The 26,864-nt window shown below is 45.9% G+C and carries 27 protein-coding genes; 5 read left to right on the top strand and 22 right to left on the bottom strand.

The genetic code is table 11. From position 1 onward, the window contains the following. Positions 1–13: 13 nt before the first annotated feature. From R7Z78_RS07470 to R7Z78_RS07455, 4 genes are all read right to left on the bottom strand, one after another. Complete coding sequence (locus R7Z78_RS07470) at positions 14–1,069, bottom strand: NAD(P)H-dependent flavin oxidoreductase (RefSeq protein WP_104976283.1); 1,056 nt, start codon at positions 1,067–1,069, stop codon at positions 14–16. Between the two features lie 187 nt (positions 1,070–1,256). Next, positions 1,257–2,660 (bottom strand): ethanolamine permease, encoded by a 1,404-nt coding sequence (eat, locus tag R7Z78_RS07465; RefSeq protein ID WP_104976284.1) that lies wholly within the window; start codon positions 2,658–2,660, stop codon positions 1,257–1,259. Positions 2,661–2,671: 11 nt separating this feature from the next. Continuing rightward, positions 2,672–3,556, bottom strand: coding sequence for an ethanolamine ammonia-lyase subunit EutC (eutC, locus tag R7Z78_RS07460; protein ID WP_104976285.1), 885 nt, complete (start codon positions 3,554–3,556; stop codon positions 2,672–2,674). Next, positions 3,549–4,961 (bottom strand): ethanolamine ammonia-lyase subunit EutB, encoded by a 1,413-nt coding sequence (locus R7Z78_RS07455; RefSeq protein WP_025768012.1) that lies wholly within the window; start codon positions 4,959–4,961, stop codon positions 3,549–3,551. The genes eutC and R7Z78_RS07455 overlap by 8 nt, the downstream gene beginning before the upstream one ends. Positions 4,962–5,145: 184 nt before the next feature. Here R7Z78_RS07455 and R7Z78_RS07450 point away from each other — a divergent pair, with 184 nt between their 5' ends. Further along, complete coding sequence (locus tag R7Z78_RS07450; protein WP_104976286.1) at positions 5,146–6,096, top strand: helix-turn-helix domain-containing protein; 951 nt, start codon at positions 5,146–5,148, stop codon at positions 6,094–6,096. 44 nt (positions 6,097–6,140) lie between these two features. On the opposite strand, the gene R7Z78_RS07445 is transcribed toward R7Z78_RS07450, so the two are convergent. Then, positions 6,141–6,668, bottom strand: coding sequence for a TetR/AcrR family transcriptional regulator (locus R7Z78_RS07445; RefSeq protein WP_005373975.1), 528 nt, complete (start codon positions 6,666–6,668; stop codon positions 6,141–6,143). A 122-nt stretch (positions 6,669–6,790) separates the two neighbouring features. Here R7Z78_RS07445 and R7Z78_RS07440 point away from each other — a divergent pair, with 122 nt between their 5' ends. Further along, entirely contained in the window at positions 6,791–7,012 is a 222-nt protein-coding gene (locus R7Z78_RS07440) for a hypothetical protein (protein ID WP_017635120.1), read from the top strand. Positions 7,013–7,110: 98 nt separating this feature from the next. On the opposite strand, the gene R7Z78_RS07435 is transcribed toward R7Z78_RS07440, so the two are convergent. Both R7Z78_RS07435 and R7Z78_RS07430 read right to left on the bottom strand, forming a co-directional pair. Continuing rightward, positions 7,111–7,482 (bottom strand): VOC family protein, encoded by a 372-nt coding sequence (locus R7Z78_RS07435; protein ID WP_005373979.1) that lies wholly within the window; start codon positions 7,480–7,482, stop codon positions 7,111–7,113. 59 nt (positions 7,483–7,541) lie between these two features. Then, positions 7,542–8,432 carry a LysR family transcriptional regulator gene (locus R7Z78_RS07430; protein ID WP_104976287.1) on the bottom strand — a complete coding sequence of 297 codons (891 nt, stop codon included), beginning with the start codon at positions 8,430–8,432 and terminating at the stop codon, positions 7,542–7,544. Between the two features lie 109 nt (positions 8,433–8,541). On the opposite strand from R7Z78_RS07430, the gene R7Z78_RS07425 reads away from it, so the two are divergent. Then, entirely contained in the window at positions 8,542–9,153 is a 612-nt protein-coding gene (locus R7Z78_RS07425) for a LysE family translocator (RefSeq protein WP_104976288.1), read from the top strand. A gap of 130 nt (positions 9,154–9,283) precedes the next feature. On the opposite strand, the gene R7Z78_RS07420 is transcribed toward R7Z78_RS07425, so the two are convergent. The 3 genes from R7Z78_RS07420 to R7Z78_RS07410 form a co-directional block, all read right to left on the bottom strand. After that, positions 9,284–9,493, bottom strand: a complete 210-nt coding sequence (locus tag R7Z78_RS07420; protein WP_005373984.1) for a hypothetical protein — start codon at positions 9,491–9,493, stop codon at positions 9,284–9,286. A 105-nt stretch (positions 9,494–9,598) separates the two neighbouring features. Beyond that, a complete protein-coding gene (groL, locus tag R7Z78_RS07415; RefSeq protein WP_005388702.1) occupies positions 9,599–11,197 on the bottom strand; it encodes a chaperonin GroEL in 1,599 nt (532 codons plus the stop codon). A gap of 33 nt (positions 11,198–11,230) precedes the next feature. Beyond that, on the bottom strand, positions 11,231–11,521 hold the full coding sequence (locus tag R7Z78_RS07410) for a co-chaperone GroES (protein WP_005373989.1): 291 nt from the start codon (positions 11,519–11,521) through the stop codon (positions 11,231–11,233). 267 nt (positions 11,522–11,788) lie between these two features. Between R7Z78_RS07410 and R7Z78_RS07405 the strand changes: the two genes are divergently transcribed. Further along, positions 11,789–12,139, top strand: coding sequence for a rhodanese-like domain-containing protein (locus R7Z78_RS07405; RefSeq protein WP_054728660.1), 351 nt, complete (start codon positions 11,789–11,791; stop codon positions 12,137–12,139). Between the two features lie 93 nt (positions 12,140–12,232). Here R7Z78_RS07405 and R7Z78_RS07400 read toward each other — a convergent pair whose 3' ends face one another. The 4 genes from R7Z78_RS07400 to R7Z78_RS07385 all read right to left on the bottom strand — a co-directional run bounded on the left by R7Z78_RS07400 (position 12,233) and on the right by R7Z78_RS07385 (position 16,399). After that, positions 12,233–12,631 (bottom strand): GFA family protein, encoded by a 399-nt coding sequence (locus tag R7Z78_RS07400; protein ID WP_005388696.1) that lies wholly within the window; start codon positions 12,629–12,631, stop codon positions 12,233–12,235. A gap of 252 nt (positions 12,632–12,883) precedes the next feature. Further along, positions 12,884–13,147 (bottom strand): DUF3012 domain-containing protein, encoded by a 264-nt coding sequence (locus R7Z78_RS07395; protein WP_104976289.1) that lies wholly within the window; start codon positions 13,145–13,147, stop codon positions 12,884–12,886. 194 nt (positions 13,148–13,341) lie between these two features. Further along, complete coding sequence (gene fni / locus R7Z78_RS07390; RefSeq protein ID WP_005388695.1) at positions 13,342–14,361, bottom strand: type 2 isopentenyl-diphosphate Delta-isomerase; 1,020 nt, start codon at positions 14,359–14,361, stop codon at positions 13,342–13,344. Between the two features lie 238 nt (positions 14,362–14,599). Next, a complete protein-coding gene (locus tag R7Z78_RS07385) occupies positions 14,600–16,399 on the bottom strand; it encodes a cation:proton antiporter (protein WP_104976290.1) in 1,800 nt (599 codons plus the stop codon). Positions 16,400–16,839: 440 nt separating this feature from the next. Between R7Z78_RS07385 and R7Z78_RS07380 the strand changes: the two genes are divergently transcribed. Next, complete coding sequence (locus R7Z78_RS07380; RefSeq protein ID WP_392392182.1) at positions 16,840–19,503, top strand: DUF2339 domain-containing protein; 2,664 nt, start codon at positions 16,840–16,842, stop codon at positions 19,501–19,503. Between the two features lie 88 nt (positions 19,504–19,591). Here the strand turns inward: R7Z78_RS07380 and R7Z78_RS07375 are convergent, their stop codons facing one another. The 8 genes from R7Z78_RS07375 to flgF are packed head-to-tail and all read right to left on the bottom strand — an operon-like array spanning position 19,592 to position 26,863. Continuing rightward, complete coding sequence (locus tag R7Z78_RS07375) at positions 19,592–20,632, bottom strand: flagellin (protein ID WP_005373996.1); 1,041 nt, start codon at positions 20,630–20,632, stop codon at positions 19,592–19,594. Between the two features lie 18 nt (positions 20,633–20,650). Next, positions 20,651–21,550 (bottom strand): flagellar hook-associated protein FlgL, encoded by a 900-nt coding sequence (gene flgL, locus R7Z78_RS07370; RefSeq protein WP_005373998.1) that lies wholly within the window; start codon positions 21,548–21,550, stop codon positions 20,651–20,653. A 13-nt stretch (positions 21,551–21,563) separates the two neighbouring features. Then, positions 21,564–22,937 carry a flagellar hook-associated protein FlgK gene (flgK, locus tag R7Z78_RS07365; protein ID WP_005374000.1) on the bottom strand — a complete coding sequence of 458 codons (1,374 nt, stop codon included), beginning with the start codon at positions 22,935–22,937 and terminating at the stop codon, positions 21,564–21,566. Further along, a complete protein-coding gene (locus R7Z78_RS07360; RefSeq protein ID WP_005384422.1) occupies positions 22,938–23,486 on the bottom strand; it encodes a rod-binding protein in 549 nt (182 codons plus the stop codon). 10 nt (positions 23,487–23,496) lie between these two features. Next, entirely contained in the window at positions 23,497–24,633 is a 1,137-nt protein-coding gene (locus R7Z78_RS07355) for a flagellar basal body P-ring protein FlgI (protein ID WP_086026720.1), read from the bottom strand. Further along, positions 24,618–25,289: a flagellar basal body L-ring protein FlgH gene (flgH, locus tag R7Z78_RS07350; RefSeq protein ID WP_104976292.1), complete on the bottom strand. Its 672-nt coding sequence runs from the start codon at positions 25,287–25,289 to the stop codon at positions 24,618–24,620. The genes R7Z78_RS07355 and flgH overlap by 16 nt, the downstream gene beginning before the upstream one ends. A gap of 32 nt (positions 25,290–25,321) precedes the next feature. After that, positions 25,322–26,107 (bottom strand): flagellar basal-body rod protein FlgG, encoded by a 786-nt coding sequence (flgG, locus tag R7Z78_RS07345; protein WP_005374008.1) that lies wholly within the window; start codon positions 26,105–26,107, stop codon positions 25,322–25,324. Between the two features lie 24 nt (positions 26,108–26,131). Continuing rightward, positions 26,132–26,863 (bottom strand): flagellar basal-body rod protein FlgF, encoded by a 732-nt coding sequence (flgF, locus tag R7Z78_RS07340; protein ID WP_005374009.1) that lies wholly within the window; start codon positions 26,861–26,863, stop codon positions 26,132–26,134. Position 26,864: the final 1 nt, after the last annotated feature.

Genomic DNA, 26,864 nt, shown 5'->3' with positions numbered 1-26,864 from the left:
GGCAAGATGCATATCAGTTTAAATCGATGCCTTCCACTAATGACAATGTCATTTCTGCCGCCGATATTTCCTTACAACCCGACGAGTTTTGTCCGCACCACAACGGTGTGAATTCATCTCGGTTTTGCTTTTCCATAAGCGCTCTTAGTTGAGCCATTTCAATGGAGGCGTATGGGAATTTCGGCGCAAACTCACTGATGTAGCCTAGCTCCGACATCGCGCGATTCACAATGCCTCTCGCTGGTCGGCCCGAGAAAACATTGGTCACAGCGGTATGTTGCGCGCGTTCACTGGCAATGGCATATCGATGTAAAGACGATGTTTTCGCCTCATCACACAACAAATAGGCGCTGCCAACTTGAACGGCACTCGCTCCTAATCTCAACGCGGCTTCCACCCCACTTCTATCAGCGATTCCGCCTGCAGCAATAACAGGCAAATTCACCCGTTTGGCGATTTGTGGTAATAACGCCATCAAACTTAATTGAGTAGTTAAATCATCCGATAAAAACATACCTCTGTGTCCACCAGCCTCCAAGCCTTGGGCGATAATGCCGTCAACGCCTTTTGCTTCTAGCCAAAGTGCCTCGTCCACCGTAGTCGCTGACGAAAGGATCTTCCCTCCCCACCCTCTAATTCGAGCTAACAGATCATCATCTGGCAAACCAAAGTGGAAACTGATCACTGGCGGTGCAAATGGTTCAATCGCGTCAGCAATATCATGATTGAAAGGCATCCTTGTCAGAGCGTTTGGCTGAGCCTGAACGGTTGCATCAACCTCGGAAAAATACGGTTGCAGCGTTTTTTGCCACTTTTCGTGCTTGTTGGCGTCATACTCCGGCATTTCATGGCAAAAGAAATTGAGGTTAAACGGTCGGTTAGTTGCCTGCTTGATAAGTTGAAGTTCTTTTACGATGGCGTCTTTGTTCAGCATTCCACAAGGTAACGAGCCAAGCCCGCCAACATTAATGACGGCGATGGTCATTTGGCTGTCTTGCACACCGGCCATTGGCGCTTGAATAATCGGTAACTCTGTTCCCAAAAGTGTATTAAATACCTTGTTTATCATGATCTTTCCTTGAAAACTTAACCTTTACCTGTGATGGATCTGCGCCATCGTTATCCAGACTAGACTTTCACATGATTAAACACTTATAAAGTTAAAGTGATGCATTTGTGCGCTATGCACTTTTGATAGAAATGACAAAGGGAGCCTATGGCTCCCTTAATATGCTGAATAAAAAGAATCAAAGTGACTATCGTACGACATCTGATTCAAGCTCTAGCTCTGCTACAGACAGCATGGCAAACTCTTCCTCGGCGGTTGCTGCCACCAATTTGTTGCGGCTGTATAACCCATAATAAACACCACCGATCAGAAACAATCCCATTGTCATGAAAAAGGCCGAGGGATCAAAAGCATAAACACCTGTCATTGCGATCAAAGAAAGCACCAGAGAAATACTCGACGTAATTATCCCACCAGGCGTTTTATATGGACGAGTTAATTCAGGCTGTTTAATTCGCAATAAAATATGGCTCAAGGACATTAATGCGTACGATACAGTCGCACCGACAACAGCCATCGCCAAGATTAAGTCCCCCTCACCCGTAAGTGAAACCAAGAACCCAAAAACGCCCGGAACCAAAAGCGCACGAGAAGGCACTTTTTTGTCACTGGTTAATGACAAAGTTTGCGGTAAATAACCCGCGCGGGAAAGCGCAAACACCAAGCGACTGTAACCATAAATGATTGAAAAGAAAGAAGCGATAAGGCCAGCCAATCCAAGTAAGTTCACGGCCATTGCTACCGTTGAGTTGCCCGTAAGCTTTAGGGCGTCAACTAATGGCACCGCGCTATCGCCTATGACCTTTGAGCCAACCGCACCAGCCAAAAGGACGACTACGAGAGTTGCGGTTAGCAATAAAAACAGCATCGCACCAATGATGCCTTTGGGAACATCTTTTGCCGGATTTTTTGCCTCCTCTGCCGCTAAAGGCACACCTTCAACCGCAAGAAACAACCACATTGCAAATGGCAACGCAGCCCATACGCCATACCACCCAAACGGCAAGATTTCTGTTGCCTGAGCCGTCGCCGGAGCAATATCGAATAAGTTATTAACGTCAAAGTGACCAATAAGCACAGCAGCAGTAATGAGAATAGCTAGCACAGCCAAACCGCTGATGACCATCATTACTTTGAGAGCTTCGCCAACCCCTGCCATATGAACAGCGATAAAGACGGCGTAGAAAAGTGCGTAAACAACAGGGCCATCGATACCAACCAATTCATTCACTGCTGAGCCAATAAAAATCACTATCGCAGCAGGCGCGAGCGCATATTCAATCAAAACTGATAAGCCAGTGAAAAAGCCGCCTGTCGGCCCCATCGCCTGTCTTGCGAAGCTGTAACCACCACCCGCAGCAGGAATAGCCGCAGACATTTCAGCTAAAGACAATACTAGCGTGAAATACATTACTGCCATCGCGATAGCAGCAATAAGAAAGCCTCCCCATCCTGCTTGAGCGATGCCAAAGTTCCAACCGGCGAAGTCACCAGATATAACATACGAGACACCTAAGCCCGCAAGTAAAATCCAACCTGCGGTGCCTCTTTTTAGCTGCCTTTTGGCCAAGTACTCCTGATGTTTAGACATAGTAAATCCTTCTACTTTGATGAAATTAAAAAGTTGTCGCTGTGTTTATCTTCAACGCTTGCGCCACTTGGCTCATTGATATCTGAGCGATCTTTCAGATTCACTCCTGACAGTTGTAATTTTCGAGCCTCCTTGAGCAAGTAAAATGCGCGTTCACAGGCATCGTCATAGTTGAGCCCCTGGGGACGCACATTGGAAATACAGTTTCTTTGGGAATCTTTAGAGCCTCGTTTAGCCCCCCAAGTGAGATACATACCCATGCTATCCGGAGAAGTTAGACCGGGTCTCTCTCCAATTAAAACCAGCACGGCCTTGGCGTTAAAACATTCACCAACATCATCCCCTACCGCTACTCTTCCTTGCTTTACGACTGTGATAGGTGCGAATTTCCATTGATGTCCATCATCAGCGCTTAAAAGAGAAATCAATCGAGTAACAACAGGCACGGCATGGTTTTGAATTGCGACGGAAGAAAGTCCATCAGCAATAACAATCGCAAGATCAATGTCAGTGTTATGCTCATTTGCTATCAAGTTGAGCGTTTGCCAAGAAGATTCATCGAGTTGCCTTCCTAAATCGGGCCTTTGCAGGTACATAAGCCGATCACTCACTTGGCTGCTCACTACCACTGGAGGCTCTAAGGTATTTTCAAGAATCGAGTAAGAGTCCGACAAACCAGCAACGAGAGACTCAATATTCAAACTACAATGCACTGCATCCATAGCTTGGGCATGATCCAGCTGAAATGAGAGTAACTCGTTGGTTGGTACACTGTTTCCGCTGCGACCCAGAGCGATCCGAGCAGAGGTGAAGTCGCGTAACTTGCCCCACGGGTTGTGTGTGACAACTCCAGACTCATCTTGTGGGGACTGAGCAATGGTGATTACTTTACCCATGAGAATACCCCTTATTCAGTTGGTTAATTGCTCCCGAAAACGAGCGAGAGATTTGCTCACTTAACCGAACGTCTTGCACGCTCTCGAAAATCTGCATCTCCATTAACCATTTTTCAAACTCTGGTGCTGGCTTCAAACCGAGTACTTTTCTTGCGTAAAGGGCATCGTGAAATGAGGTAGTTTGATAGTTGAGCATGATGTCATCAGACCCTGGAATACCCATGATGAACGAGCACTCGGCCACACCTAATAGTGTCAGCAAGTTATCCATGTCATTCTGATCGGCATAGGCATGATTGGTGTAACAGATATCGCAACCCATAGGTAAACCAAGCAACTTCCCACAGAAATGATCTTCAAGCCCAGCACGAATGATCTGTTTGCCATCAAACAGATACTCAGGGCCAATAAACCCAACGACAGTATTAACCAACAAAGGATCGAACTGTTTCGCGACAGCATAAGCGCGGGCTTCACAAGTCTGCTGATCGACCCCATGAAATGCATTCGCAGACAGCGCTGTACCTTGTCCGGTTTCAAAATACATCACATTGTTTCCTACGCTACCTCGATTCAAAGACAACGCGGCTTCATGGGCCTCTTTCAAAATCGACAAGTCGATTCCGAAGGTATCATTCGTCCCTTGCGTGCCGCCTATCGACTGAAAAACGAGATCGACTGGTGCACCCATTTCAATGGCTTCGATCGTGTTCGTGACATGAGTTAACACACAAGACTGAGTCGGTATTTGATAGTGTTGAATCACCTCATCCATTAAGTTCATTAACTTAATAGCTTGAGGTACATTATCTGTTGCCGGATTGATACCGATAACCGCATCGCCATTTCCGTACATCAGACCATCAAAAATGGTCGCTGCGATACCGTTGAGAGAATCAGTGGGATGATTCGGCTGTAAGCGAGTAGACAGGCGACTCGGCAAACCAATCGTATTCCGAAAAGCCGTGACAACTTGGCATTTTTTAGCAACGAGAATCAAATCCTGGTTGCGCATAATCTTACTGACTGCGGCCACCATTTCTGGTGTTAAACCTTGACGAATTTTAGCCAACGTTTCACCATCGGCTTCTTCACTCAGCAGCCAATTTCGAAAATCTCCGACCGTCAAGTGCTCAATCGGCTTAAAGGCTTCAAGGTCATGCGTATCGATAATTAGGCGAGTGATATCGTCGCTTTCGTATGGAATAACCGCCTCGTTAAGAAACGTTTTAAGTGGTAACTCAGACAGCGCCATTTGTGCGACTACACGTTCTGCCGCTGACTGAGCACAAACCCCGGCTAACGCATCGCCTGAGCGCTCCGGTGTCGCTTTCGCCATCAAGTCAGCTAATGACTTAAAGGTATAGACTTTACTTCCTTGTTGCCGACGATAAGTTGCCGTCATTGCTCTTCCTCTTCACTATTTGGTTCGCTTTTTGCTGAACTATCAATAAGCTTTAAGAAAGTATTGCCAAATGTGTTCCGTAGCGTTATCAAAAACTGGCAACATTTATAAACCAATAATAAACAATGAGTTATGTAAATACTGCTCCAACATGACTCACAAAAAAGGAATGAGCATCACAAGGATGAGTAACCAAATGCCCCAAACTGCACCAATGCTGTGCATCCATCACACTAAGGATGCAAACCAACAAGCTGCGAGTCTGATAAACTGGCAACAGGAATATGACCAACTCAGCGATGGTCGATTTTTAGGTCAAATTCGAGAACGACGATTTCCCAATTTCCATGTATTTCGTGAAGACAGTAACCGCTCGCTAAGACAGCAATGCAGGGTTGAAGAGGGAGGTATTTGGTTGGGTTTGAGTGCGGAAAATAAGCCGCTACACCTAAATCACAGTCAGTTTAATTCAAGCCAACTTTTGCTTAGGCAAGGTGGCGCTGATTTTGAGTTAATGACACCGGAGCAGTTTTCTATCTATGGAATAGTGCTCGACAAAAACTTCGTTCACATCATAGAAAATCAACTTGAGCTTGGGAGTATCCAAAACAACACATTACACTTAACGGGTTTGACGGAAAAACACATTCAACAACTTAAATACTACTTAGGCATGTTACTTGGTTCCGCCGAACCAAGATGGTCTGAAACCACACATCAAGCAATCTTAAAAGATATTGTGCTGGAGCTGTTCTCACTCAGTTCACTGCACACGAGCCATCCGATATCAATCTCTCATCGTCAACACGTGATGCACCGTATAAAACAACAGCTACAGGATCTAGACTACCGTACACCGATAACCGTCAGTGAACTGTGTGATGCAGTACACGTCAGTCGTCGCACACTACAGTACACCTTTGAACATTGCTGTAATACTTCCCCAAAGCAGTTCATACATCGAATGCGCCTGAATCAAGTACGTAGAGTGCTACAAAGCCCTGAAGATAATCGAACAATTGCAGAAATCGCTTTTGACTTTGGTTTTTTCCATCTCGGGCAGTTCAGTCAAAGCTACAAGCGGCTATTTGGTGAGACACCAACTGAAACGAGAAAATGGGAGTCCAGCAAATAAGATGACAGGCAGTATATTCTTTCAGATCCTGCGTTGGGGCCATGTTATGCAGTCGCAATGATTTGCTGAAACTTAGCATGAAGCTCTTCAAGTGCCGCTTCAACATCCGGTTCTGCACGGCTCAAGTGCGAGATTAACGTCATAAAATAGCAGTCAAAAATCAGCGGTATTTTTCCCTCAAGGACGGAGCTTCCGTTTACAGATTGAAACAAAGCTTGGTTAAACGACTGATAATAATCCAAATCCCAAATCACTTCTTTCAACAAAGCTCGGCTCAGCTCAACGTTCGCAAAATAGTAGCGATAGTATTTCTCCGTCAGCGCCAAACCAATGTCGATATCGGTTTTACCTTCCACACTGACTAGCGTTTCTTGGCTGATCTGTTGCAGTTGCGCCAACATCCCTTCGCGCAAAATCGACAGTTTAGTCGGGAAATGGCTAAACACTGTGCCATCGGCTACTCCTGCTTCTCTCGCTATCTGCCTTGTGGTCGTCATGTCATAGCCATTTTGAGCAAAAGATGCCCATGCGGCTTTTAGAATTTTATCTCTGGTTTGTTGTCGCTTCGTCATTGATGTGTCTGCTTAATGAGCCTGAAAGGATCATACCTTGCGTGGTTGAGATTGACAAATTGAGCGCGCTCATTTATAAAATTGAGCATGCTCATTTTATATAAAAACAAAAGGAATCGCTCATGTACGTATTAAACAAACTAGGCCAAGGATTGATTTTCTTCCCGACCATCTTCTGCTTTTCGTATATTTTAAGACCGATATTAATGGTCATCCTTATTCCAGGAGGACTCGCACTTTTGGCGTTAATCGGTGGCGCAGAAGTCAGAGCAGAACTCAAAGCCATGCTGCTTGAGGAGTTTTTTGGCGTTAGCCCATCGCACACCACCTCGAAAAAGGCGTGAGTGCGCTACAAACGTTGGCAAGGCTAAGTAAAAAAGAAAACGCGCAGATATCGAGATCTCAATACCTGCGCGTAGATGTGGTGAAAATAAGACTGGCGTTAGTCAGTATTCATGTTCTGGCCAATTCGCCATAAAACGCCACTAGGGTCAAACAAACAACATTCGCGCATGCCCCAAGGTTGCTCGACCAGCTCAGTCAAACGCGAACCAAATTCTTCATGACCCACTTTGGATAAGTGCTGATGCCAGCTTTCTGCGTCTTCTACGAGCAAGTGCATCATGAAGTTATTGCCGTGTTCTGGCTCATAAAAATTCTGTAAAAGAAACGCGCAGCTACCTTGAGAGAAGTATGCTACATCACCGAAGTCCGATGCCATTTCAAAGCCAATCGCCTCATAAAAGCGTTTTGATAGCGCGTAATCTTTCGCCGGAACAAATGATTTGATTTCAACAATATTGAGGTTTTCCATTTCCAATTTCCTAAGCCTTTTTCCATAAAACTGACTGACGTAATCTCGCTCTATGCCTTCTATTCGCCTTGCGTAATCTGCTGTGATGACAGTGGCACACACTCTGCCATTTGCGTTTGTAACCACGTGATAAATTTATGTTCGAGTTCTGTACGCTTTTTATCTTGACTCAATAAAACGTAATTGCAACTTGATGGAGAAAACCCAAATGGTGCGACCAAATTACCACGCTTAATATCGTCCATGACAAAAGGATACGATCCCATTGCGACGCCTAAGCCATCCACTGCGGCTTGTATGCAAAAATAAAAATGCGCGAATGATTGCTGAGTGTTGCCGTTGAAAGTTTCACAACGTGTTGATTGCTGCCAATCCGCCCAAGCATTCGGTCTGGTTTGGCTATTCAACAATCGAGCTGCTTTCAAATTGTCTTTAATGAATTGCCAATACTCAGGAGAAAATACCGGCCCCACCCACTCTTCCACAAGAATGGTTTTGTCGTAATCGTGATGCTGCGCAAAATCGTCTCGACGAATCGCCATCGAAAGCCCAGTTGATCCTAATGTTACCGGGCCACCAGCCGTCGACAAACGAACATCAGCACGGTGTTCATCATTAAACGCGGCCAACCTTGGCATCAACCAGCGCATGGTTAATGTCGGTTCACAAGACACTTCAAGATGCTGATGCTTCTCTTGAATAAGCGTATTCACGCCTGTTTCTAGCGTTTGGAATGCCGTTTCTGTGTATGTCTTGAGTAATTCGCCTTCCGCCGTCAACACGACTTTCCTGCCCTCTTTGAAGAACAAAGGTTGAGACAGATATTGCTCAAGTTGCTTGATCTGCTTACTCACGGCTCCGTGGGTAATGTTCAGTTTGTCAGCCGCTTCAGTGTAGCTTGAAGAACTCGCCGCAACGTGGAAGACATAAAAAGATTTCAGGTGACGCATCTGTGAGTTTTTCTCACCAATATGGGAATGTTTTTCGATTATAGTCAGTAATAAAGACGCCTACAATTTCGCTACATCCCAGACTTCATCATTCAAACAGGAAATCGATATGGAATTTGTAACTCTTGCGTTATTAGGTGTGCTTATTGTCATTAGCCCTGGCGCAGACTTTGTTTTGGTATTAAGAAATAGCTTAAATCAAGGACGAAAAGCAGGCGTGTATAGTGCGATTGGTATCAGCATGGCGATCAGCATCCACATCGCTTACTCCATGCTGGGGATCAGTTACTTAATTTCACAAAATGAATGGTTGTTTAATCTCGTGCGCTATCTTGGGGCCGCTTATCTTGTCTACCTTGGGATTAAAGGAATATTCTCCTCGCAACCTGCATCAAACTCAGAAACCATTCAACAGAGCGAGTATTCAATGTGGCGATTTTTCATGCAGGGATTTCTGTGTAATTCACTCAATCCCAAGACGATGCTGTTTTTTCTGAGTATTTTTAGCCAAGTGATTTCTCCCGACTCTAGTCAGCAACACATCGCCTTGTTCTACGGGATTTATATGATTGCGCTGCATGGTATTTGGTTTTCTATCGTTGCTGTTTTATTCACGTCACCCCAGCTACAAGCTTTCTTGTTGAAGATTAAGCATCGACTCAATCAAGCATGTGGGGCGGGATTGATCATTTTCGGCGCAATGCTGGGCTTAAAGGTGTAGTACGCTTGCGGTCCGATTACCCCAGTTCAAATTGATCATTGAACAAGTGGCAGTAATCAAATAAAAATCAACATTATCAATACTTTAAATTAGAAAAAACAGCCAACGTGCGCTGGCTGTTTCGATACAGTTAATGGATGACCCGAGCGTCCCCTTTAAATAACTGAGACAGATCGATAGTGAATATCGTCACTGTCGGACGTTTAGGCAGAGCATTTTCGATTGAAAACTCTGGCCCAGCTGGAACGAGGGGGAAGTGAATAGCAGTCGGCCACGTTGACGAAGCTTCATTACCGCCCGGCTCAGATATTGAGAAAGAAAACGCAGGTAAACGGGTCATAACACTTACCTCAAATGACTGATTAGCGGGCTCAAGCGAGCCCGCTTAGGTTTTGCAATGTTATTGTTATTTTAACGCTTACTTAATCACTAACGATTGATGACGTTAGATATCAAGTTCTTTGTCTTCAACGTGGTTGGTGATCATCGCTTCAGTGGTGATCATCAAGCCAGCAACAGACGCTGCGAATTGAAGCGCTGAACGTGTTACTTTCGCAGGGTCCAAGATGCCCATTTCGATCATGTTGCCGTATTCACCTGTTGCAGCGTTGTAACCGTAATCGGCATCACCCGCTTTAACAGCGTTCGCCACAACAGAAGCTTCGTCACCTGCGTTAGTTGCAATTTGACGAAGAGGCTCTTCCATTGCACGTAGGGCAACTCGGATACCCACGTTTTGGTCATCGTTGTCGCCTTTTAGATCCGCCAATTCTTTCGCGATCTTAGTTAAAGCTACACCACCACCAGCAACAATACCTTCTTCAACCGCTGCGCGAGTAGCGTGTAGCGCATCGTCCACGCGGTCTTTCTTCTCTTTCATCTCAACTTCGGTTGCAGCGCCGATCTTGATCACCGCTACGCCGCCAGATAGCTTCGCAACACGTTGTTGAAGCTTATCTTTGTCGTATTGAGAAGTGGTTGTTTCGATTTGTTTTTCAATCGAAGCCACACGATCAGCAATCGCGCTTGCTTCTGCTGCGCCACCCACAATGGTTGTTGTGTCTTTGGTGATGGTCACTTTCTTCGCACTACCTAGTTGCTCTAACGTTGCTTTTTCGAGCTCTAGGCCGATTTCTTCAGAGATGACCGTACCAGCAGTTAGTACCGCAATGTCTTCCATCATCGCTTTACGGTTGTCACCAAAGCCAGGCGCTTTCACCGCGGTCGCACGCACGATGCCGCGCATGTTGTTCACAACCAATGTCGCTAGCGCTTCACCTTCGATGTCTTCAGCAATGATCAATAGCGAGCGAGAAGATTTCGCCACTTCTTCTAATACAGGCAATAGCTCGCGGATGCTGCTGACTTTTTTGTCCACCAATAGGATGTAAGGGTTGTCTAGCTCGACGCTGCCATTTTCTTGGTTAGTGATGAAGTATGGCGACAAGTAACCGCGGTCAAATTGCATACCTTCAACCACAGACAATTCGTTGTTTAGACCTTGGCCTTCTTCAACCGTAATCACGCCATTGCGACCCACTTTTTCCATCGCTTCTGCAATGATTTCACCGATCGCGCGATCGCTGTTTGCAGAAATGCTACCCACTTGGGTGATAGATTCTTTGTCGCTGCATGGCTTAGACATTTCACGTAGTTTCTCAACCGCCGCTTCAGTGGCTTTGTCGATACCACGTTTTAGGTCCATTGGGTTCATGCCAGAGGCTACCGCTTTAAGACCTTCATTGATGAAAGATTGCGCCAGTACGGTAGCGGTCGTTGTACCGTCCCCCGCTTCATCATTCGCTTTGGACGCCACTTGTTTCACCATTTGTGCGCCCATGTTTTCGAACTTATCTTTCAGTTCGATTTCTTTCGCTACAGACACGCCATCTTTGGTGATGGTTGGCGCGCCGTAAGATTTATCAAGCACAACGTTGCGGCCTTTCGGGCCTAGTGTCACTTTTACTGCGTCCGCCAGTAAGTTCACACCTTTCAGCATTTTTTGACGTGCGTCATTAGCAAATAATACGTCTTTTGCAGCCATGGTTATCTCCTCAAAAAACTACTACAAAAATAATTACTCAACGATTGCTAACACATCAGATTCGGACAGAATTAAGTATTCTGCGCCGTCAATTTTCTCGGTTTTCACGCCGTAACCGTCATTGAAAATGATTTGGTCGCCCACTTTGACTTCCATCGCAGCGCGTTCGCCATTTTCAAGACGTTTACCTAAACCAACAGCAATGACTTTCCCGCGGTTTGATTTTTTCACCGATTGAGAAGTTAAAACGATTCCCCCTTCAGATTTATTTTCCACCTCTTGTCTTTCAACAATTAGCTTGTCATTTAAAGGACGAATTTTCATTTTTAAGTGCCTCCTACTTGGAACCAAAAATAAAAGACAAAATAAACATCAAGATGGATTTGCGAGTCGACAGCTCGCTTTCGATGAAAATAATAAGGTCGAAAAATTAGAGTTCAAGAGGTGAATTTGATAAAAATTTTTTATTAAATTAAATAAAATTTTCTATCGAATTATCGCATTCACAACTACTTAGCATCTCTTTATGATGGAAAATATGCTCAATCAAATCTAGAGTGGTTACGTACTCTTAAAAAGGATAATCAAACAATGAAAAAGGCCGTATCTCTATTTCTTGCAACGTTGTGCGTGAGCTTCCTCTCCCCCAACGTGTCAGCTTCTGAACGCGCTGAACAAGGTTGGCAATTGATTGACGAGGGCGCGATGATTGTCGATGTGCGCACGCCGCAAGAGTTTTCTGAAGGGCATTTGGATAATGCCGTCAACTTCCCTTTATCTGAACTTGATAAACATTTTCAAGACGTCGATAAAGATCAAGCTATCGTGTTGTACTGTCGCAGTGGTAACCGCTCTGGCAAAGCGTATCAATACTTACAATCGCAAGGCTTTACGAATCTGCACAATGCCGGTGGCTTAGAAGAACTACAAGACGCCAAATAGTCGTCTCCGTTCTAATATACAAAGTAAAAGCACAGAGCGTGTCGCAAGCGTATTGTAACGCGCTCTGTTTCTAAATACTTATCTACAACAACTCTATTTTGGCCCTGCATCAAATTGAGTCAGGTTATCCGATATCTCGAGCCACGGCGCTTTCGACGCGACAAAAATATGGAAATCAGGCTTGTGAGAAGGTGTGTCATCCAAGATACCAAGGCGAATATTGACGATCCCATTGTTCTTTTTCGAATACAGGCTCGATCCGCAGTGGCGACAAAAGCATAGCATGGTATTTTCGCTTTTCTGATAAGTTTGAATATCTTCTTTCCCTTGGATAATAAGCAGTTTATCCAACGCAATACCACCGGCAGATGAATAGTCAGAACCTGTGAACTTGCGGCATTCAGAGCAATGGCAATTTCCCATGTACTTAAATTCATCTGCCACTTCCAACTTTACCTTGCCGCACAGACATGAGCCTTTTAGTACTTCCATTTGAATTCCTTTTTGTTATGAATCTAATTGAATTAGATGGCTATCTCGACACCATGCCATTGCAATACGAAAAATTAAAGACAGGCAATACAGGTTTTCAAAAATGAAACGAAAATGTAAAACATTCCATTCAGAGGGAAGTGCGCTCGACACGTGAAAAATCGAGCTATTTTAGATACAAAAACACCAAGCAATAACGCTTGGTGTTTACCTCACAGAATGTCGCCTCAGAAAAGGCGCTTTCCGCTGTGCTTAAAAAATGCAGTGTTTAGTATAGCTGGTCGCTTCGTTTGCAGTCCAGTCACCTTTCGGCTTATCTTTCAGGTTTTCACACCATTGCTCGCTGCCGACACCATCTTGCAGAACACAATGCTTTGCAAAGTCTACCGCGTTGTCTGCTGTCCATTCTGTTTTTGGCTTATCGCGCATGTCGTTACACCAGCCTTCAGTGCCCACTTCATCACTACAAGCGGTCAAAGCAGAAGCCGCCAACATCAGCATGACTAGTTTTTTCATAAATTTAAGGTTCCAGTTGCAAACAATAGTAAAATTAAACTCAATCTCTTCAACACATGCCCATTCAAGTGTCTGAATAAAGGCGTCACTAGCTGAAGTGACTTTTGTATCAACTATAACGAAATTATCAGTCTACGTGTTAAGACACCGAAAAATTATTGAGCGACTCTGTGTAAAGCGCGCCATTCTAAAAGCTATAGGCAGCGCGCTTTTGTTAGCTCACCAACCTTAAAAGAGCCAGTACCAAAGCACGCTAAACGCAGCTCTAATGCCATTTGTTCAAAGTGATCGACGACAGACTGCGTGCTGATCGTCGCAGCTTTTAATACCGCACCAGCTTGCCCAATGAGATTAGCACCCAAATGAATGGCTTTCGCCGCTTCAAGTCCGTTATGAACACCTCCCGAGGCGATCAAGGGTAATGTAGGATGCAGTGCGCGGATTTGAGCCAAACATGTTGCTGTAGGGACACCCCAATCGCGGAAAAGCTCGGCTGCACGCTGCATTTTCGGATTATCTTGGCAATACCCTTCAACCGCACTCCAGCTTGTGCCACCCGCGCCCGCAACGTCAATTGCATCCACACCAGCATCAATTAATCGCTGCGCAACGTGTCCGCTAATACCAAAACCGACTTCTTTGATAATGATAGGAACCTTCACGCGAGATTTAAGCATCTCAATTGCCTGGAAAACACCAACCCAATTGTGGTCGCCATTTTTCTGAAACGCTTCCTGCATTGGATTAACGTGCACAAACAAGGCATCGGCTTGAATCGCCTCAACCGCACGTTGCGCATTATCGAGTTTACCTTTATCGAGCAATTGAGCGGCTCCAAGATTGGAATACAATGGTACTTCTTTCGCCAACTCACGAATGGTTTTACCCAAGCCCGAATGCTGACTTTCTTCTAAGCTAATCCGTTGCGAGCCCACACCCATGGCAATACCTAATTCACTTGCTGCTTCAGCTAGACGACAATTGATCGTTTCTGCGTCTTTTGCTCCGCCAGTCATCGAGCTAATCAAAAACGGTAGCGCTAATTGATGACCAAGAAACTCTGTCGATAAATCGATCGCGTGAAAGTCACATTCTGGCAGCGCACAGTGTTCAAACTCGACAGACTCAAAACCCGCCGTTTTATGCTTCATGCTCATATCATGATGTAAAACAGCATCTAGGTGTAAATCTTTTCGGTTAGTTTGCGGAGCCATAATGTCACCCTAAAGTAAAACAGTCGCGCAGTATTGCGATCCTTATCAGTAACGTCAATGCGAATTTTGTGAATTTGCCGGATTACTTTTCCGAAACGAGTAATGAATCTCGACTGCCCCTGACATTATAAGAAAAGAAACTCGCTTTCCGTTTTCAACAAGCCGGCAAGTTTCTCTTCAAATTGAGATAATCAGCGTACGATACCCATGATGCAAATGGATCACATTGCTCTGTAGTTTACTTTACGCTGTCCGACAGAATTAGCGACACAACAGTGCTTGTCGTCGTTGGTTCAAACTGTTCGGGATCATCACAGAATTGAATTTTTCCTTTTTCTTCTACATGGAACAGCGGTACAACTGAACTACCTTTGTGATGCGCTAAATAATCTTGATACGTGAAGTTATCGCTCAATTTCGTGTGTTTAACCTCTGCACCACGACTTAACATACTGGCTAGCTGGGTATAGCTTACATTGCCGCCCATCAGCAATTTACCATGGTACTCCTGAGCCACGGAGTGCTTCTCGCTGTCATTGCTGTTGGTTTTCACTTTTTGTAAGCAGTGAACTTTATCTTCCCCAAACTCGTCGACGAATTGCATGCAAGCCATAATGTTGAAATGCTGATCGGGCGTTAATGCAACCACTTGACCTATTCCTATCAAGTTCAAGTTGTCGTCCGCGTGACTAGAAATAGGGTTGCCGTAATAGTAATCCAGTCCCAACATACGAACCTGACTGATGTACTCCCAGTTTGAGTCAGTCATTAATACGCGACGGTCATAACGCGACAACGCCTGCCCTATTTCTCTTGCTACTCGGTTAGCACCAATCAACAAGAAGCCGCGTGGTGCTGGCTCTGCGACGCCCAATGTCAGCGCTACAGGACGTGCCGTCGCACTTTGTAACACGACCGTTCCTATAATCACCATGAAGGTCATAGGGACCAGTAAAATCGCTTCATCAATGCCGTATTCGGTCAATTTGATCGCGAAAAGAGACGAAATCGAAGCAGCAACAATACCGCGCGGTGCAACCCAAGACAAAAACAGCTTATCTTTGAGACGCAAGTTGCTGCGGAAGGTTGAAAGAAAAATCGATAACGGACGCGACACTAACTGCATAAATACAAATAACAATAACGCACCGCTACCTAGCGCAGCAAAATCATCCAGACTGATTCGAGCCGCAAGGAAGATGAACAATCCGGTGATCAGTAAAATGGTTAAATGCTCTTTAAAGTGCAGAATTTGCTGAATATTGATGTCTTTAGCGTTTGCGAGCCACATACCCATTACGGTGACGGTTAGTAACCCAGCTTCAGACTCAATGTGGTTAGAGACCGAAAATACACCTAGAACCACCATCAAAACCGCAAATGGCTGCAAATATTCCGGTAGCCAAGAGCGACGCATGATCGTCGCAACTGCATAGCCTGAGGCCGCACCTAGCATGACACCGACAGCAATGATCGTCCCAAACACTTCGACGCTATTTATCGCGCTGTGAGATACGATAAACTCGTAAACCATCACAACAAAAAGCGCACCGAGCGGGTCAATCAAAATCCCTTCCCATCGCAAAATGTTAGCAAGCGTACTGTTAGGTCTTACGGTTCGTAGAAGTGGCACGATGACCGTCGGCCCTGTTACTACGGTTAAGCTGCCGAACAACATGGCAAGCTCCCAAGTAAAGCCGAGGAAATAGTGTGTTGCAATACTGGTCGCCGCCCACGAAATGATCGCCCCGATGGAAACAATGCTCCATACCGAACCACTCACGCCACGAATTTCTTTAAAATTTAAGGTCAAACTGCCTTCAAATAAAATCACTGCCACCGCTAAAGAGACCAACGGAAAGAGCAAATTACCTAATATCTCATCAGGGTTTAACCACTGCATAAATGGCCCAACGATCAGCCCTGCCAACAACAAAAATAAAATCGCTGGCAAACGCAATCGCCAAGCTAACCATTGGCAACCTAAACCAATAACCCCAACCGCTGACAGCACCAGCGCTTCATTACCCACTTGCATCAATAATTACCTGTTTTTGTCTTTTTTCGCGTGAATGCGCTATACCCGAATACATTCAGCCTTACGGTCAAATAGAAACAACCGAACGTGCAAATCAAACGACTGACCTTCGATGACATCGCTACGAAACGCACATGTTTGAAGTCATTTGGCGATCGCATCAGAATTATGAATATAGTTGACCCCCAATGACTTAACGACTCATTTTTGTTCATCAGGTCTTAAAGTGGCACACAAGTGTGCGACTTTGTCGAATTCATCATTACGCATTGAGTTTCATTATGTAGAATGATTTCTAAAGAAAGCGCGGAACCTAGCACTATATGAGGCTAAGGCATAGAGCATGAACTAAGCTTTAGCGTAAGTGCTCAAAGTTAAGAATCGTGGGTCACGCGACGTACGCAAGGAGAAATGGATTGTACGTAATACTAGCACTGTTCATGGCGTGTCTCGCCATCCTCATCGGAGTGAAAGCCGCCAACCGAGCTGCACTTTTAGAAAAAGAACTAGCCAAACTTCGTGAGGAAGTCACATCACTACGAGCCAGTGTCCATGGGGGCTCAAACCCACAAGTGCACCAACAATCCAGCATCGAAAAAGACACACCATCTGTAGCGACGTCACCTCACATAGAATCACAACAGAAAAATGTCTCATCCTCTGGGGAACATGATCCAGCTGCCAACTTAGACTTGGACCAGAGCGCTGCGAATCAAGGGCACGCCCAGACAAGAGAAATGCAACTGGATGTTTTTAGTCAAGAAAATGAGTCATTCCTTCAGAGTAAAGTTCAGAGCCTGCTTAGCAACATCCAAGAAAATTGGTTGGTTTGGGTAGGCGCATTGGCCATGCTGATCGGTGGAGGTTATCTCGTACAGGTGATTGGTAGCCACATCCAGTTTTCGCCATTTATGCGAGTGTACTTTGCCTTTGTGCTCTCATTACTTATGGTGCTTGTTGGCGAGTGGTTTCACCGTAAAGAACAACAGAATCCGCAACGGGCAGCACGAGCCCAAGGCTTTACGTATGTTCCTGCTGCCGTTACCGGTACGGGATTAACGGGCATTTACTGCACCGTCATTTTTGCCTTTGTGGTTTATCAAATGCTAACGCCAAGTATCTCGTTGATCATTTTGGCTTCAGCGGCATTTTTCAGTTTAGCATTATCATTGCGACAAGGGCCGTTAATGGCCGTGCTTGGCTTAATTGGTGGCTACACAGCACCACTGTGGATTGGAGGTAGTGAACCCAACTACTTTTTGTTAGCCGGATACATCTGCGCGATTTCGTTCGCGGCGACCTTATTGATGCAAAAAGTGCGTAGGGCATGGATTACGCCAAGTATCGCGATTCCACATGTCATTTGGATGTTGCTGTTGATTGAGAGTGTACCAACAGAACTGTTGTTCTCGTGGCTCGCGATTTATCTCTCCATCACTTTGTATCTCATTTTCGCGGTTCCGAGAATGGGTTGGATGCTCAATCCTCGCTTTCGTCACTATCAAAGCAAGTGGACAAACTCGCCGACCGCTACCGCTCTCGCAATTGTATTATTGACCTTTTCTGCCGTCACCAGAATGCCGGAGCTGAACACTCTACAAATAGCGTACTGTTATACGCTGCTTGTTGCGATCATCTGGCTACCAGCACTTCGTACAGGCTGGTCATTACGTGTATTTTTGCCATCCATTCTCGTCTCGGCAACCGCGCAGATTGTTCTTACTATCGCTTTTGATGCGCTGTATATGTTAGAGCGAGAAGCTAGCATCCTATTCGCATTGGCGGTGAGTATTGCGCTGATCTGCTATCGAACATATTGCCAATCACTTAGTGACCGTTCGCAACTCAGTGGGCTGCTTCTGCTGGTACTGGCTCCCGCGATGAGCTTAATTACGTTGTTTTATATTGACGAATTTATGCAAGGCTACCTGTGGTATTGGACTGCATTCTGCGCATTGATGGCCACTTACTACGTTGTGCTTGGTCAGCGTGCACGTTCGTTGGCATTAGAATGCTCTGCCGTTATGCATGCTTTAATCGTAGGTATCGCTTTTGTTTGGTTGAGCGATACTTGGTTAACAACAGCAATCTCAATACAAGTTGCGATAATGGCCTTACAGGCTCAAGTCGGGTTATTTCGACCTGCGAGTTGGGCGATTAAAGTGGCAATGGGAATACTGGTTATCCGACTCACGCTGCTACCTTTCATCCCCGAATGGCAACCGGTAGAAGCTGGGCATTGGGCTTGGGTTCTGGTGAGTTATCTGCCTTCTCTCTTCATCTTGTCTTATGCTCGTTCAACACTAAAACAAGTGGACCGAGAACTGACCAACTGGTTTGAAGGGGCGTTTTTACATGTATTCTTAATGGCATTGTTCACCCAAACTAACTACTGGTTAACGGGGCAATATGGTTACTTGGGGCACATCGACTTCACAAGTGCGGCAGTCTTTGCCAATCAAGCATTAGTTATGGGTTTGGTATACAGCTACCGCAGCCAATTTGCGCAACGCTTAAGCCGTATCTACGAAATCTATAGTTACTTGCTTTGGTGCGCGTTCGCTATATTGATTATTTTGCTTAATACGGCAGAATCGCCGTTGGTGACTGATAACGTCTCGGCACAAGCACTTCCCATCTTTAACATGCTGAGTATCGGCTGGCTGTTACCAGCTTGCATCCTGCTTATCGCAACCTTTAAGCGCTGGAATACGTTGCAAGTTCATCGATTTGCGATTGCTAGTCTAGGCTTTTTACTTGCAGCCATTTGGTTGGGGATGTCTATCCGTCAATTCTGGCAAACCACATCGATGATGCTGTATCAGCCAACCAGCATGGCAGAGTTGTTCAGTTATTCAGTGGCTGGCTTGCTCGTAGGTGGATTGCTTACTTGGCGCGGCGTGACCCAACAGGGGCTGATGATGCAGCGTGTCGGTCTAGTGGTCCTTGCCTGTGTCGCACTGAAAGTATTCTTATGGGATGTGAGCTCTCTGGATGGGTTCTGGCGAGCGATAAGCTTCTTAGGCTTAGGTGCGTCTTTGATAGCACTTGGATGGCTATTCCAGAAATTGAATCGTTCGGTGGCAAAAGCACTCGAGCCCTAGACGAGTCAAAGAGAGATTCCCGACAGTGCGCTGTTTTCGTTATTGGGGGACGATAACAGTGTAAAGCCGGGAATCATTGGAGTGTTCGTTACTTCAGTAAAGCGACCACAGTATGACGACGCACGTTTGCTTGCGCATTCAATGCCTGAAAAGTCGAAGTAAACTCGCCAGACTTTTGCATGAATCCATCCAGTTTTGCATTCACCTCATTGACTGAAAGCTGTGCGGTTTTGGTTTGGATAGAACGCATTTGAGTATTCAGTTCACCATGAAAAGCTTTCGCTTCTTGCAAACTCGTTTGAACTTGTTTCAGATGCTGATTTACTTTGGCAATCGTCTGCTTGATGCCGTCGCGTGAGCCTAGATCAAACCCGAGCTCCGCAATACCATCTGGCTCAGACTTTAAGTTCAAAACGTTAGGCTGTCCCGCAGGGAATCGGTGCCCTTCCCCCGTTACCATCACCTTTTGCTGCATTTGTTGATAAGCGTTGTCTCTGGCTTCAAATAAAATGCTGCCATCATCGGCTAATGAGGCTCGCATTCCTAACGCAATCAAGCTGCGATCCAGCATTTTGACCGTTCGCTCACCGTCTGATTGTCCATCAAACTGAATCATCACCGCTTGACCTTGAGGAAAATCCAAACGGATTTGCTCGGCCTTGTCGCTTAAGCGATGAACATTCAAACCTGGAATAGAAAAGCGACGAATGTCCGCTTTATCCAGTTTTAAGTGCAGTTCGTTATTTAGGACTTTCTGGCCATCGAAACGTGCTTGCTCAACGACTTTTTGGATGGTGGCTTTAGAACGAACCAATGTATCCTGCAAACCAGGAACATTTTGTACGCCTTGATTAATAGCTTGCGTCAAACCACGTTTAATTTGCGTGAGCTCTTTGCCAATCACCTGCAGCGATTTGGACGCGATCTGAACCGCCGTGGCTTGCTGCTGACCCTGCGTAAGCTGAATACCAGATACAGAGTAGGCTGACGCAGTGTCAGCCTGAATTTGCGCCGGGCGCGGTTTAATTGCCGTACTTGAGTCTGCAGAACGGGTCGGCATGATAGAGGCTTGTTCTTGTCCACCTAAGCGTATGCTATGGGGTCTAACCTCTACTGTACTCATTACCATAAAAAGAACTTCCTAACCTTATAAACGGTCAAACAGCGACAAACCATCGATCTTCACATAGCTTGCTTGCGTTGCTTGCAAAGCGGCCATGTAATTACTCAATCGTACCGACGCTTCACCATAGTCCAGAGCAGAGAGGTCTCCAGATACTTTGTCAACGAACAGCTTGTTTTCACTGTGCGCGCCACCAACAAGATCTAAGTTGTTGTGTCGACCACCAATCTCAGTCATGGTCCCTAGTACGTTTGAAAAAGTATCGTCGATAGCGCTGATACTCGCCTCAACTTCAGCTCTGAAGTTGGCGGTAGGGCTCTCAAACTCTTTGATCAGCGCATCAATTTGGTTAAGCACGTTATGGCCTCCCCCAAGGTCCAATATTTCTTTTGCAGTCATATTGGAATCCATCGTGACACCTTTAGCAATTGTTACTACGCGCTTGTCACTATTACCTTCAATTACGTAGCTGCCGCTCGCTTTACTTACAGCCGCAGTATCCGTTTTAGTACCAGAGAAAAGGTAGTGCCCTTCTTCATCCTGCGCGTTAAAAGACGACTCAATAGAGTCACGGTAACTCTTAAGCTCTGTAATCATACCGCCACGACTTTCGTCAGTAAGAGAGCCGTTCGCACCCCAAAGCGCGATGTCTCGCATGCTTTTTAAGCTTTCTTTGATCGAATCTAAATGGGTTTCTTGACTCGATAGCGTCGTTTTTACGTTTTCAATGTTGTTTTTGTACTGAGCAATCGCACTGGTTTCTCGGTCTAAGTTAAGCAACTTGATCGAAGCCATTGGATCGTCAGACAGCTTGGTCAAGCGCTTGCCAGTAGACATCTGTTGCAGAGCTTCGCCTAATCCCGCGCTATTGCTCTGCAAGCTGTGCAACATCATTTGACTAAATTGATTGTCACTAATTCGCATCTAAACTTTCCTCTTAGAATAACTGCAGAATAGAATCGAGCAGTTGATTTGCTGTGCTGATCACTTTCATGTTGGCATTGTGCGCATTAGCAAACATCATTAGGTTAGCCGCTTCTTCATCGCTGTTTACGGAACTAACATTATCGCGAGCTGCGTGCGCTTGCTTGTTCATGGCTAACTTCGCTTGATAATCAGCGTTAGCTTGGCGTGCTTTAATTGCGGTTTGACCCACCATTGAACTAAAGGCATCGTTCAAGCTTACTGAGCCGTAACCTGATACCGCCACTGGCTTGTTGCTTAACTCGATCAATGATTGCAACGCATCTGCGTTACCAGGTGTTCCATCACTTGAGAACGCAAGCTCATCTGGAGTTAGCTTGGTAATATCCAAACTGGCTGCAGGGTTTGCTGGGTCATAGCTGAACAAAGGTTTACCTGGGTTGCCATTTAAGTCTTTGCCAGTTGCAAGCACGGCGTTGTATTCATCCGCGAGAGCTTTCGCCATGTCATTCAGAGCCAATTGGTTTGGTTTCAACACTTCGGTTTGATAGTCATTAATCGCACCTAATTTGCCACCAAGCGAGTCACCAATCGCAAAACTTTGATTCGAGAACGTGACGTGTAAGTCCGCCAAGTAAGGATCACTCGGGTCAGGAATGGCTTCCAGTTTGCCATGGTCCGTACCCATCACAAGCGGTTGACCAGAGGTTAGTGTGACCTGAACACTGCCGTCATGCTGCTGTGTTGTTTTGATTTCAATGGTTTGAGATAACTCACCGATTAACCTATCTCGTTCATCCATTAACTGTGATGGGTTACCACCTGTACCTTGCATCTCTACCAGTTGCTTGTTCACCTTCGCGATATTTTCCATAAGGCTATTCGCGTGGTTAAGCGCTGCATTACGTTGGTCGCTCATGTCTTTATGTTGATTGTATAAAGATTCGGTAAGCGTATTAAAACGGCGGGCCAAAGCTTCAGATTCGTTAATGATCTGCTGGCGGTAAGGTATGGATTCCGGCTTAACGGTCGCATCGTTAAGCGCAGCGTTTAGCGAGTCCAAGCCAGCCGATATACTGAAACCATCGGCACCAAGCGTATTCTCCAGCTGACTCATGTTACTGGTGTATCCAGATGCGTATGCCGCCATACTGTTAGTCGACCACGTTTGCTTAATCAGAAATTGATCAGTAACGCGGCGAATGCTAGTGACTTCTACCCCTAAACCTGGACTTAAGCGATTGGCTTTACCATCATCGACAGACGCCATCAACGCTTGTTGACGACTGTAACCCACGGTATTCACGTTTGCCACGTTTTGCGCGGTTACGTCTAGGGCCACACGGTTCGCGCCTAAACCTGAAAGGGCAATATTAACTAGGTTCATTTACAGCTCCATTTTTCTGATCAACGGCTGAGAAAACGCGGTAGTCATACCGGCCTCACCGAATACCTGTTTAACAGAGGCGACGGCTTGAGAAGCGGTATTAAATAGGCTTGAATTCTTCTCCACCTCTTTAGAATCTACTTGTGAGATAGATTCAGAATTCGAACCTTTACCATCGTTAGCGGATGAGATGTTGCGCGCAGCATCGAAAGCAACCTCACGCATAGACGGGCTCAGCTGCTGGATGAGCATATTGGCAATGCCTGAGCTCTGTTTCTTTGCTAGTTCCATCGCCAGCTGTCCGTCATACATATCACGGAATACCCCTTGTTGCTGACTGGCAAACGGGCTGTCTTTATCAGCAAGAGCGTCACTACTGCTGCGCATTTGGCGTAACACCATTTGTAGGAACATTGCCTCAAATTGACCTGCGACGACTTCAAGTGCGCCTTCTTGATCACGACTATGCTTGATGTTAGCCAATGCACTATTGTCGTGATAAAGCATCGAATTTAACTGAGTTTGTTCATTGGTACTGTCTAGCTTCATCCTTAACTCCTTATATCACGACCAATTCAGCGTTCAATGCACCCGCTTCACTCAAAGCTTGCAGGATAGACATCAAGTCTGTAGGCGTGGCACCTAAACTATTTACCGCATTAACTATGGTGTTAAGTTCCGTGCCTGGAGGCCAAATCACCATCTGAGCGAGATCTTCATTCACATCAAGGTCCGTTTGGTTAACGACTTTCGTATCGCCATTTGCAAACGCATTAGGCTGACTAACTTGTTGTGATTCAGAAATTCGCACGGTCAAGTTACCGTGACTTACTGCTGCTTCACTCACTTTGACACTCTTACCGATCACTACGGTGCCAGTGCGAGAGTTAAAGACAATACGAGCAGGTTTACGGCCTTCAACGACGCTCATTTCTTCAAGCATCGACATCATGACGACACGCTGCTGTGTATCTTTTGGTGCACGCATATCAATGCGCGCTTTATTGATCGCAACTGCAACGTTAGGCCCAAAAGTGTTGTTAATTTCACGCGCAATATTTTTTGCTGTAGTGAAGCTAGGCTTGCGCAGGTTTAGGGTGATTTCATCACGTTGGTTGAAATCGGTTTTGATTTCTCTCTCTAAAGTCGCACCATTCGGAACGCGACCCGCCGTTGGTGTGTTTACTTCTACTTTGGAGCCACTTCGCCCCTCTGCAGATAAGCCGCCCACAACCACGTTACCTTGCGCAATCGCGTACACTTCGCCATCAATACCACGTAAAGGCGTTAGCAATAACGTACCACCGCGAAGGCTCTTTGCATCACCGATTGAAGACACAACCACATCCAACGTTTGTCCTGGGCCTGCCATTGGGTCAACGGACGCTGTCACACTCACAGAAGCCACATTTCGTAGCTTAGGGTTCATACTGTCATCAATTTGAACCCCAAACTGACGTAGCATGTTGGTAATAGATTGAGAGGTAAATTTCACTTGGTTTCGGTCACCTTGGCCGGCTAAGCCAACTACCAAACCATAACCAACCAGTTGGTTTTCTCGAATGCCGCGAACATCGACCAAGTCCATGATCGGAATTTCCGCTTCAGCACGTGAAGTGCCTGGTAGTCCCAAGGTCAACACCAATAGGAGAGACATAAAGAAAGATTGCATTGTCTTCATTAGAAAGGTACCCATGGGCTGTTGAAGAACTGAGTTAGCCACCCGGCTGCGTTGCTGTCAGCTAGCGCTCCGCGACCTGCGTAGGTAATTCTTGCATCAGCAATTCGTTGAGAAGAAACTTGGTTACTGCGGTTAATATCATCCACACGGACGATACCGGTTAGACGAATAAACTCGTCGCCTTGATTCAGACGAAGCCATTTTTCACCGCTGATACGCAATACGCCATTAGGTAATACTTCGTGTACCGTTACCGTAATGGCACCTTGAAGCTTGTTGCCTTGTGAACTTGATGCACTGCCATCGAAGTTACGTTTGCCATCCACGCTAACCCCTAACTCATCGATAGTTTTCGTGCCTATGGTCGGCGCCAAAAAGTTAATTGCTGAACTTTTACCGAACTTAGTACCCGCATTTTTACTCGATGAGGTTTCTTCTGATAATTGAACCGTTAATACATCGCCAACTCGGTAAGCACGACGATCCTGGAACAGAGTCATCGTGTATTGGTGACGATAAAGGCTACCAGATTGGGTTTCCGGCAGCGTGTAATCGAGCGTTGGTGGTGCATATTCCTCAGCATTCGGCTCAGGCGGAATAAATTCCTGACGGCCAGCACATCCCACCAGCAACACGGCGGCTACTGCCCAACTCTTAGAAAGCCATTTCATTGCTTTTTCCTTCATCATCACCAATTTCATACTTACATTGATTGCGAAACAAACTTCAGCATGTCATCTGCAGCAGAGACCACTTTCGCATTCATCTCATACGCACGTTGAGTGGTGATCATGTCGACCATCTCTTCTACTACTTGTACGTTTGACCCTTCCAGTGCACCTTGCTTGATAATGCCGGCACCATCAGCTCCTGCAATCAGCTCATCAGCTGGACCGCTGGCTTCCGTTTCACGGAATAAGTTGCCACCCATGGCCTCTAAGCCTGCTGGATTGATGAATTTTGCAAGTGTAATTTGACCAAGCTGCTGAGGTGTTGGATCGTCTGCTGTTGTTGTTGTCACGGTGCCATCAACACCCACAGAGAAAGAGACCGCATTGTCAGGGATCTGGATTTGAGGCTCTAAAGGCAGGCCCTGACTGTTCACCATTAAGCCTTCTGAGTTTCGATGGAACTGACCATTACGTGTATACATGATCTGTCCGTCCGAGTTTTCTATTTGGAAGAAACCCTGACCCATTACAGCAAGATCCAACTCTTGCGTTGTGTTTTGGGTATTACCTTGAGTGAATACTTTTTGTGTGCCAACAACGCGAACACCGCTACCTAGCTGAATACCACTTGGTAGTTCGTTAACTTGATCTACTTGAGCGCCTGGTTGACGCTGAATGCTGTAGAAAAGATCTTCAAATACAACTCGGTCACGCTTAAAGCCAACCGTGTTTACGTTTGCTAGGTTGTTAGAAATGGCAGTCATCTTCGTGTCTTGCGCTGCCATGCCTGTCTTACTTACCCATAATGCTGAATGCATTTTTTACTCCTTGCGGGGCGAGACTTAGCTCGCCGCCATTAATTTGTTACCAGCTTTTGCTAGAGTTTCCGCCGTTTTCATCATGCGAACTTGCATTTCAAAGTTGCGCGTCAGCGACATCACACTAACCAATTCATCAATAGCAGATACGTTACTGCCCTCAATGTGCTCAGGAGAGAGTTGCACGGTTTCATCTGCCGCGAATGGCACGCCATCTACGCTGTGCAGCAAGCTATCGCTCTCTTTTTGCAGTTGATTAATTTCCGGTTTAACCAACTTCAAAGTGCCTGCCACAATTTCTGCGCCGCCACCTGGTGGGATCACTGAGACTTGACCACGCTCGCTGATTTCAATCTTTTGGTAATCCGGCACAACCAAAGGACCATTGTCACCGAGGACAGGGAACCCATTGATTGTTAGAGCGCCAAAAGTATCGACCTGAATATTGCCTGCACGGGTGTAAGCTTCGTTACCCGCTGGGGTTTCTACAGAGAGATACCCCTCACCCATAACCGCAACGTCCAACGGACGTCCTGTTTTCACAATATCGCCAGCGTCGAAACGTGTTGAAGCAGAGTTGGTCACAACCATAGTGCGACCATCAAAACCTGGGCCTTGCATCTCTACACTACGCACACGCTCCATATCCGCTCGAAAACCCGCAGTATCAGCATTTGATAAGTTGTTTGAACGAACGTGCTGCGCTTTAAGGACTCGGCTGGCACCCGACGTTGCCGTAAATAACAAACTATCCATG

This window comes from Vibrio sp. 1167 (assembly GCF_033340375.1).
GTDB lineage: Bacteria > Pseudomonadota > Gammaproteobacteria > Enterobacterales > Vibrionaceae > Vibrio > Vibrio alginolyticus.
Note: the sequence above shows the minus strand (reverse complement) of the source record. Positions and strands in the feature narration are given on the sequence as shown.

Bases quoted from the DNA above. Each gene is read 5' to 3' on its own strand.
- flgK (WP_005374000.1), bottom strand. From the start codon at position 22,937: ATGAACCTAGTTAATATTGCCCTTTCAGGTTTAGGCGCGAACCGTGTG.
- R7Z78_RS07405 (WP_054728660.1), top strand. From the start codon at position 11,789: ATGAAAAAGGCCGTATCTCTATTTCTTGCAACGTTGTGCGTGAGCTTC.
- R7Z78_RS07435 (WP_005373979.1), bottom strand. From the start codon at position 7,482: ATGGAAAACCTCAATATTGTTGAAATCAAATCATTTGTTCCGGCGAAA.
- R7Z78_RS07375 (WP_005373996.1), bottom strand. From the start codon at position 20,632: ATGGTAATGAGTACAGTAGAGGTTAGACCCCATAGCATACGCTTAGGT.
- flgH (WP_104976292.1), bottom strand. From the start codon at position 25,289: ATGAAATGGCTTTCTAAGAGTTGGGCAGTAGCCGCCGTGTTGCTGGTG.
- R7Z78_RS07430 (WP_104976287.1), bottom strand. From the start codon at position 8,432: ATGCGTCACCTGAAATCTTTTTATGTCTTCCACGTTGCGGCGAGTTCT.
- R7Z78_RS07470 (WP_104976283.1), bottom strand. From the start codon at position 1,069: ATGATAAACAAGGTATTTAATACACTTTTGGGAACAGAGTTACCGATT.
- fni (WP_005388695.1), bottom strand. From the start codon at position 14,361: ATGGCTCCGCAAACTAACCGAAAAGATTTACACCTAGATGCTGTTTTA.
- R7Z78_RS07410 (WP_005373989.1), bottom strand. From the start codon at position 11,521: ATGAAAATTCGTCCTTTAAATGACAAGCTAATTGTTGAAAGACAAGAG.
- R7Z78_RS07420 (WP_005373984.1), bottom strand. From the start codon at position 9,493: ATGACCCGTTTACCTGCGTTTTCTTTCTCAATATCTGAGCCGGGCGGT.
- R7Z78_RS07380 (WP_392392182.1), top strand. From the start codon at position 16,840: ATGGCGTGTCTCGCCATCCTCATCGGAGTGAAAGCCGCCAACCGAGCT.
- R7Z78_RS07385 (WP_104976290.1), bottom strand. From the start codon at position 16,399: ATGCAAGTGGGTAATGAAGCGCTGGTGCTGTCAGCGGTTGGGGTTATT.
- R7Z78_RS07360 (WP_005384422.1), bottom strand. From the start codon at position 23,486: ATGAAGCTAGACAGTACCAATGAACAAACTCAGTTAAATTCGATGCTT.
- groL (WP_005388702.1), bottom strand. From the start codon at position 11,197: ATGGCTGCAAAAGACGTATTATTTGCTAATGACGCACGTCAAAAAATG.
- R7Z78_RS07440 (WP_017635120.1), top strand. From the start codon at position 6,791: ATGTACGTATTAAACAAACTAGGCCAAGGATTGATTTTCTTCCCGACC.
- flgF (WP_005374009.1), bottom strand. From the start codon at position 26,863: ATGGATAGTTTGTTATTTACGGCAACGTCGGGTGCCAGCCGAGTCCTT.
- R7Z78_RS07355 (WP_086026720.1), bottom strand. From the start codon at position 24,633: ATGGGTACCTTTCTAATGAAGACAATGCAATCTTTCTTTATGTCTCTC.
- flgG (WP_005374008.1), bottom strand. From the start codon at position 26,107: ATGCATTCAGCATTATGGGTAAGTAAGACAGGCATGGCAGCGCAAGAC.
- flgL (WP_005373998.1), bottom strand. From the start codon at position 21,550: ATGCGAATTAGTGACAATCAATTTAGTCAAATGATGTTGCACAGCTTG.
- R7Z78_RS07445 (WP_005373975.1), bottom strand. From the start codon at position 6,668: ATGACGAAGCGACAACAAACCAGAGATAAAATTCTAAAAGCCGCATGG.
- R7Z78_RS07450 (WP_104976286.1), top strand. From the start codon at position 5,146: ATGAGTAACCAAATGCCCCAAACTGCACCAATGCTGTGCATCCATCAC.
- eat (WP_104976284.1), bottom strand. From the start codon at position 2,660: ATGTCTAAACATCAGGAGTACTTGGCCAAAAGGCAGCTAAAAAGAGGC.
- eutC (WP_104976285.1), bottom strand. From the start codon at position 3,556: ATGGGTAAAGTAATCACCATTGCTCAGTCCCCACAAGATGAGTCTGGA.
- R7Z78_RS07455 (WP_025768012.1), bottom strand. From the start codon at position 4,961: ATGACGGCAACTTATCGTCGGCAACAAGGAAGTAAAGTCTATACCTTT.
- R7Z78_RS07425 (WP_104976288.1), top strand. From the start codon at position 8,542: ATGGAATTTGTAACTCTTGCGTTATTAGGTGTGCTTATTGTCATTAGC.
- R7Z78_RS07400 (WP_005388696.1), bottom strand. From the start codon at position 12,631: ATGGAAGTACTAAAAGGCTCATGTCTGTGCGGCAAGGTAAAGTTGGAA.
- R7Z78_RS07395 (WP_104976289.1), bottom strand. From the start codon at position 13,147: ATGAAAAAACTAGTCATGCTGATGTTGGCGGCTTCTGCTTTGACCGCT.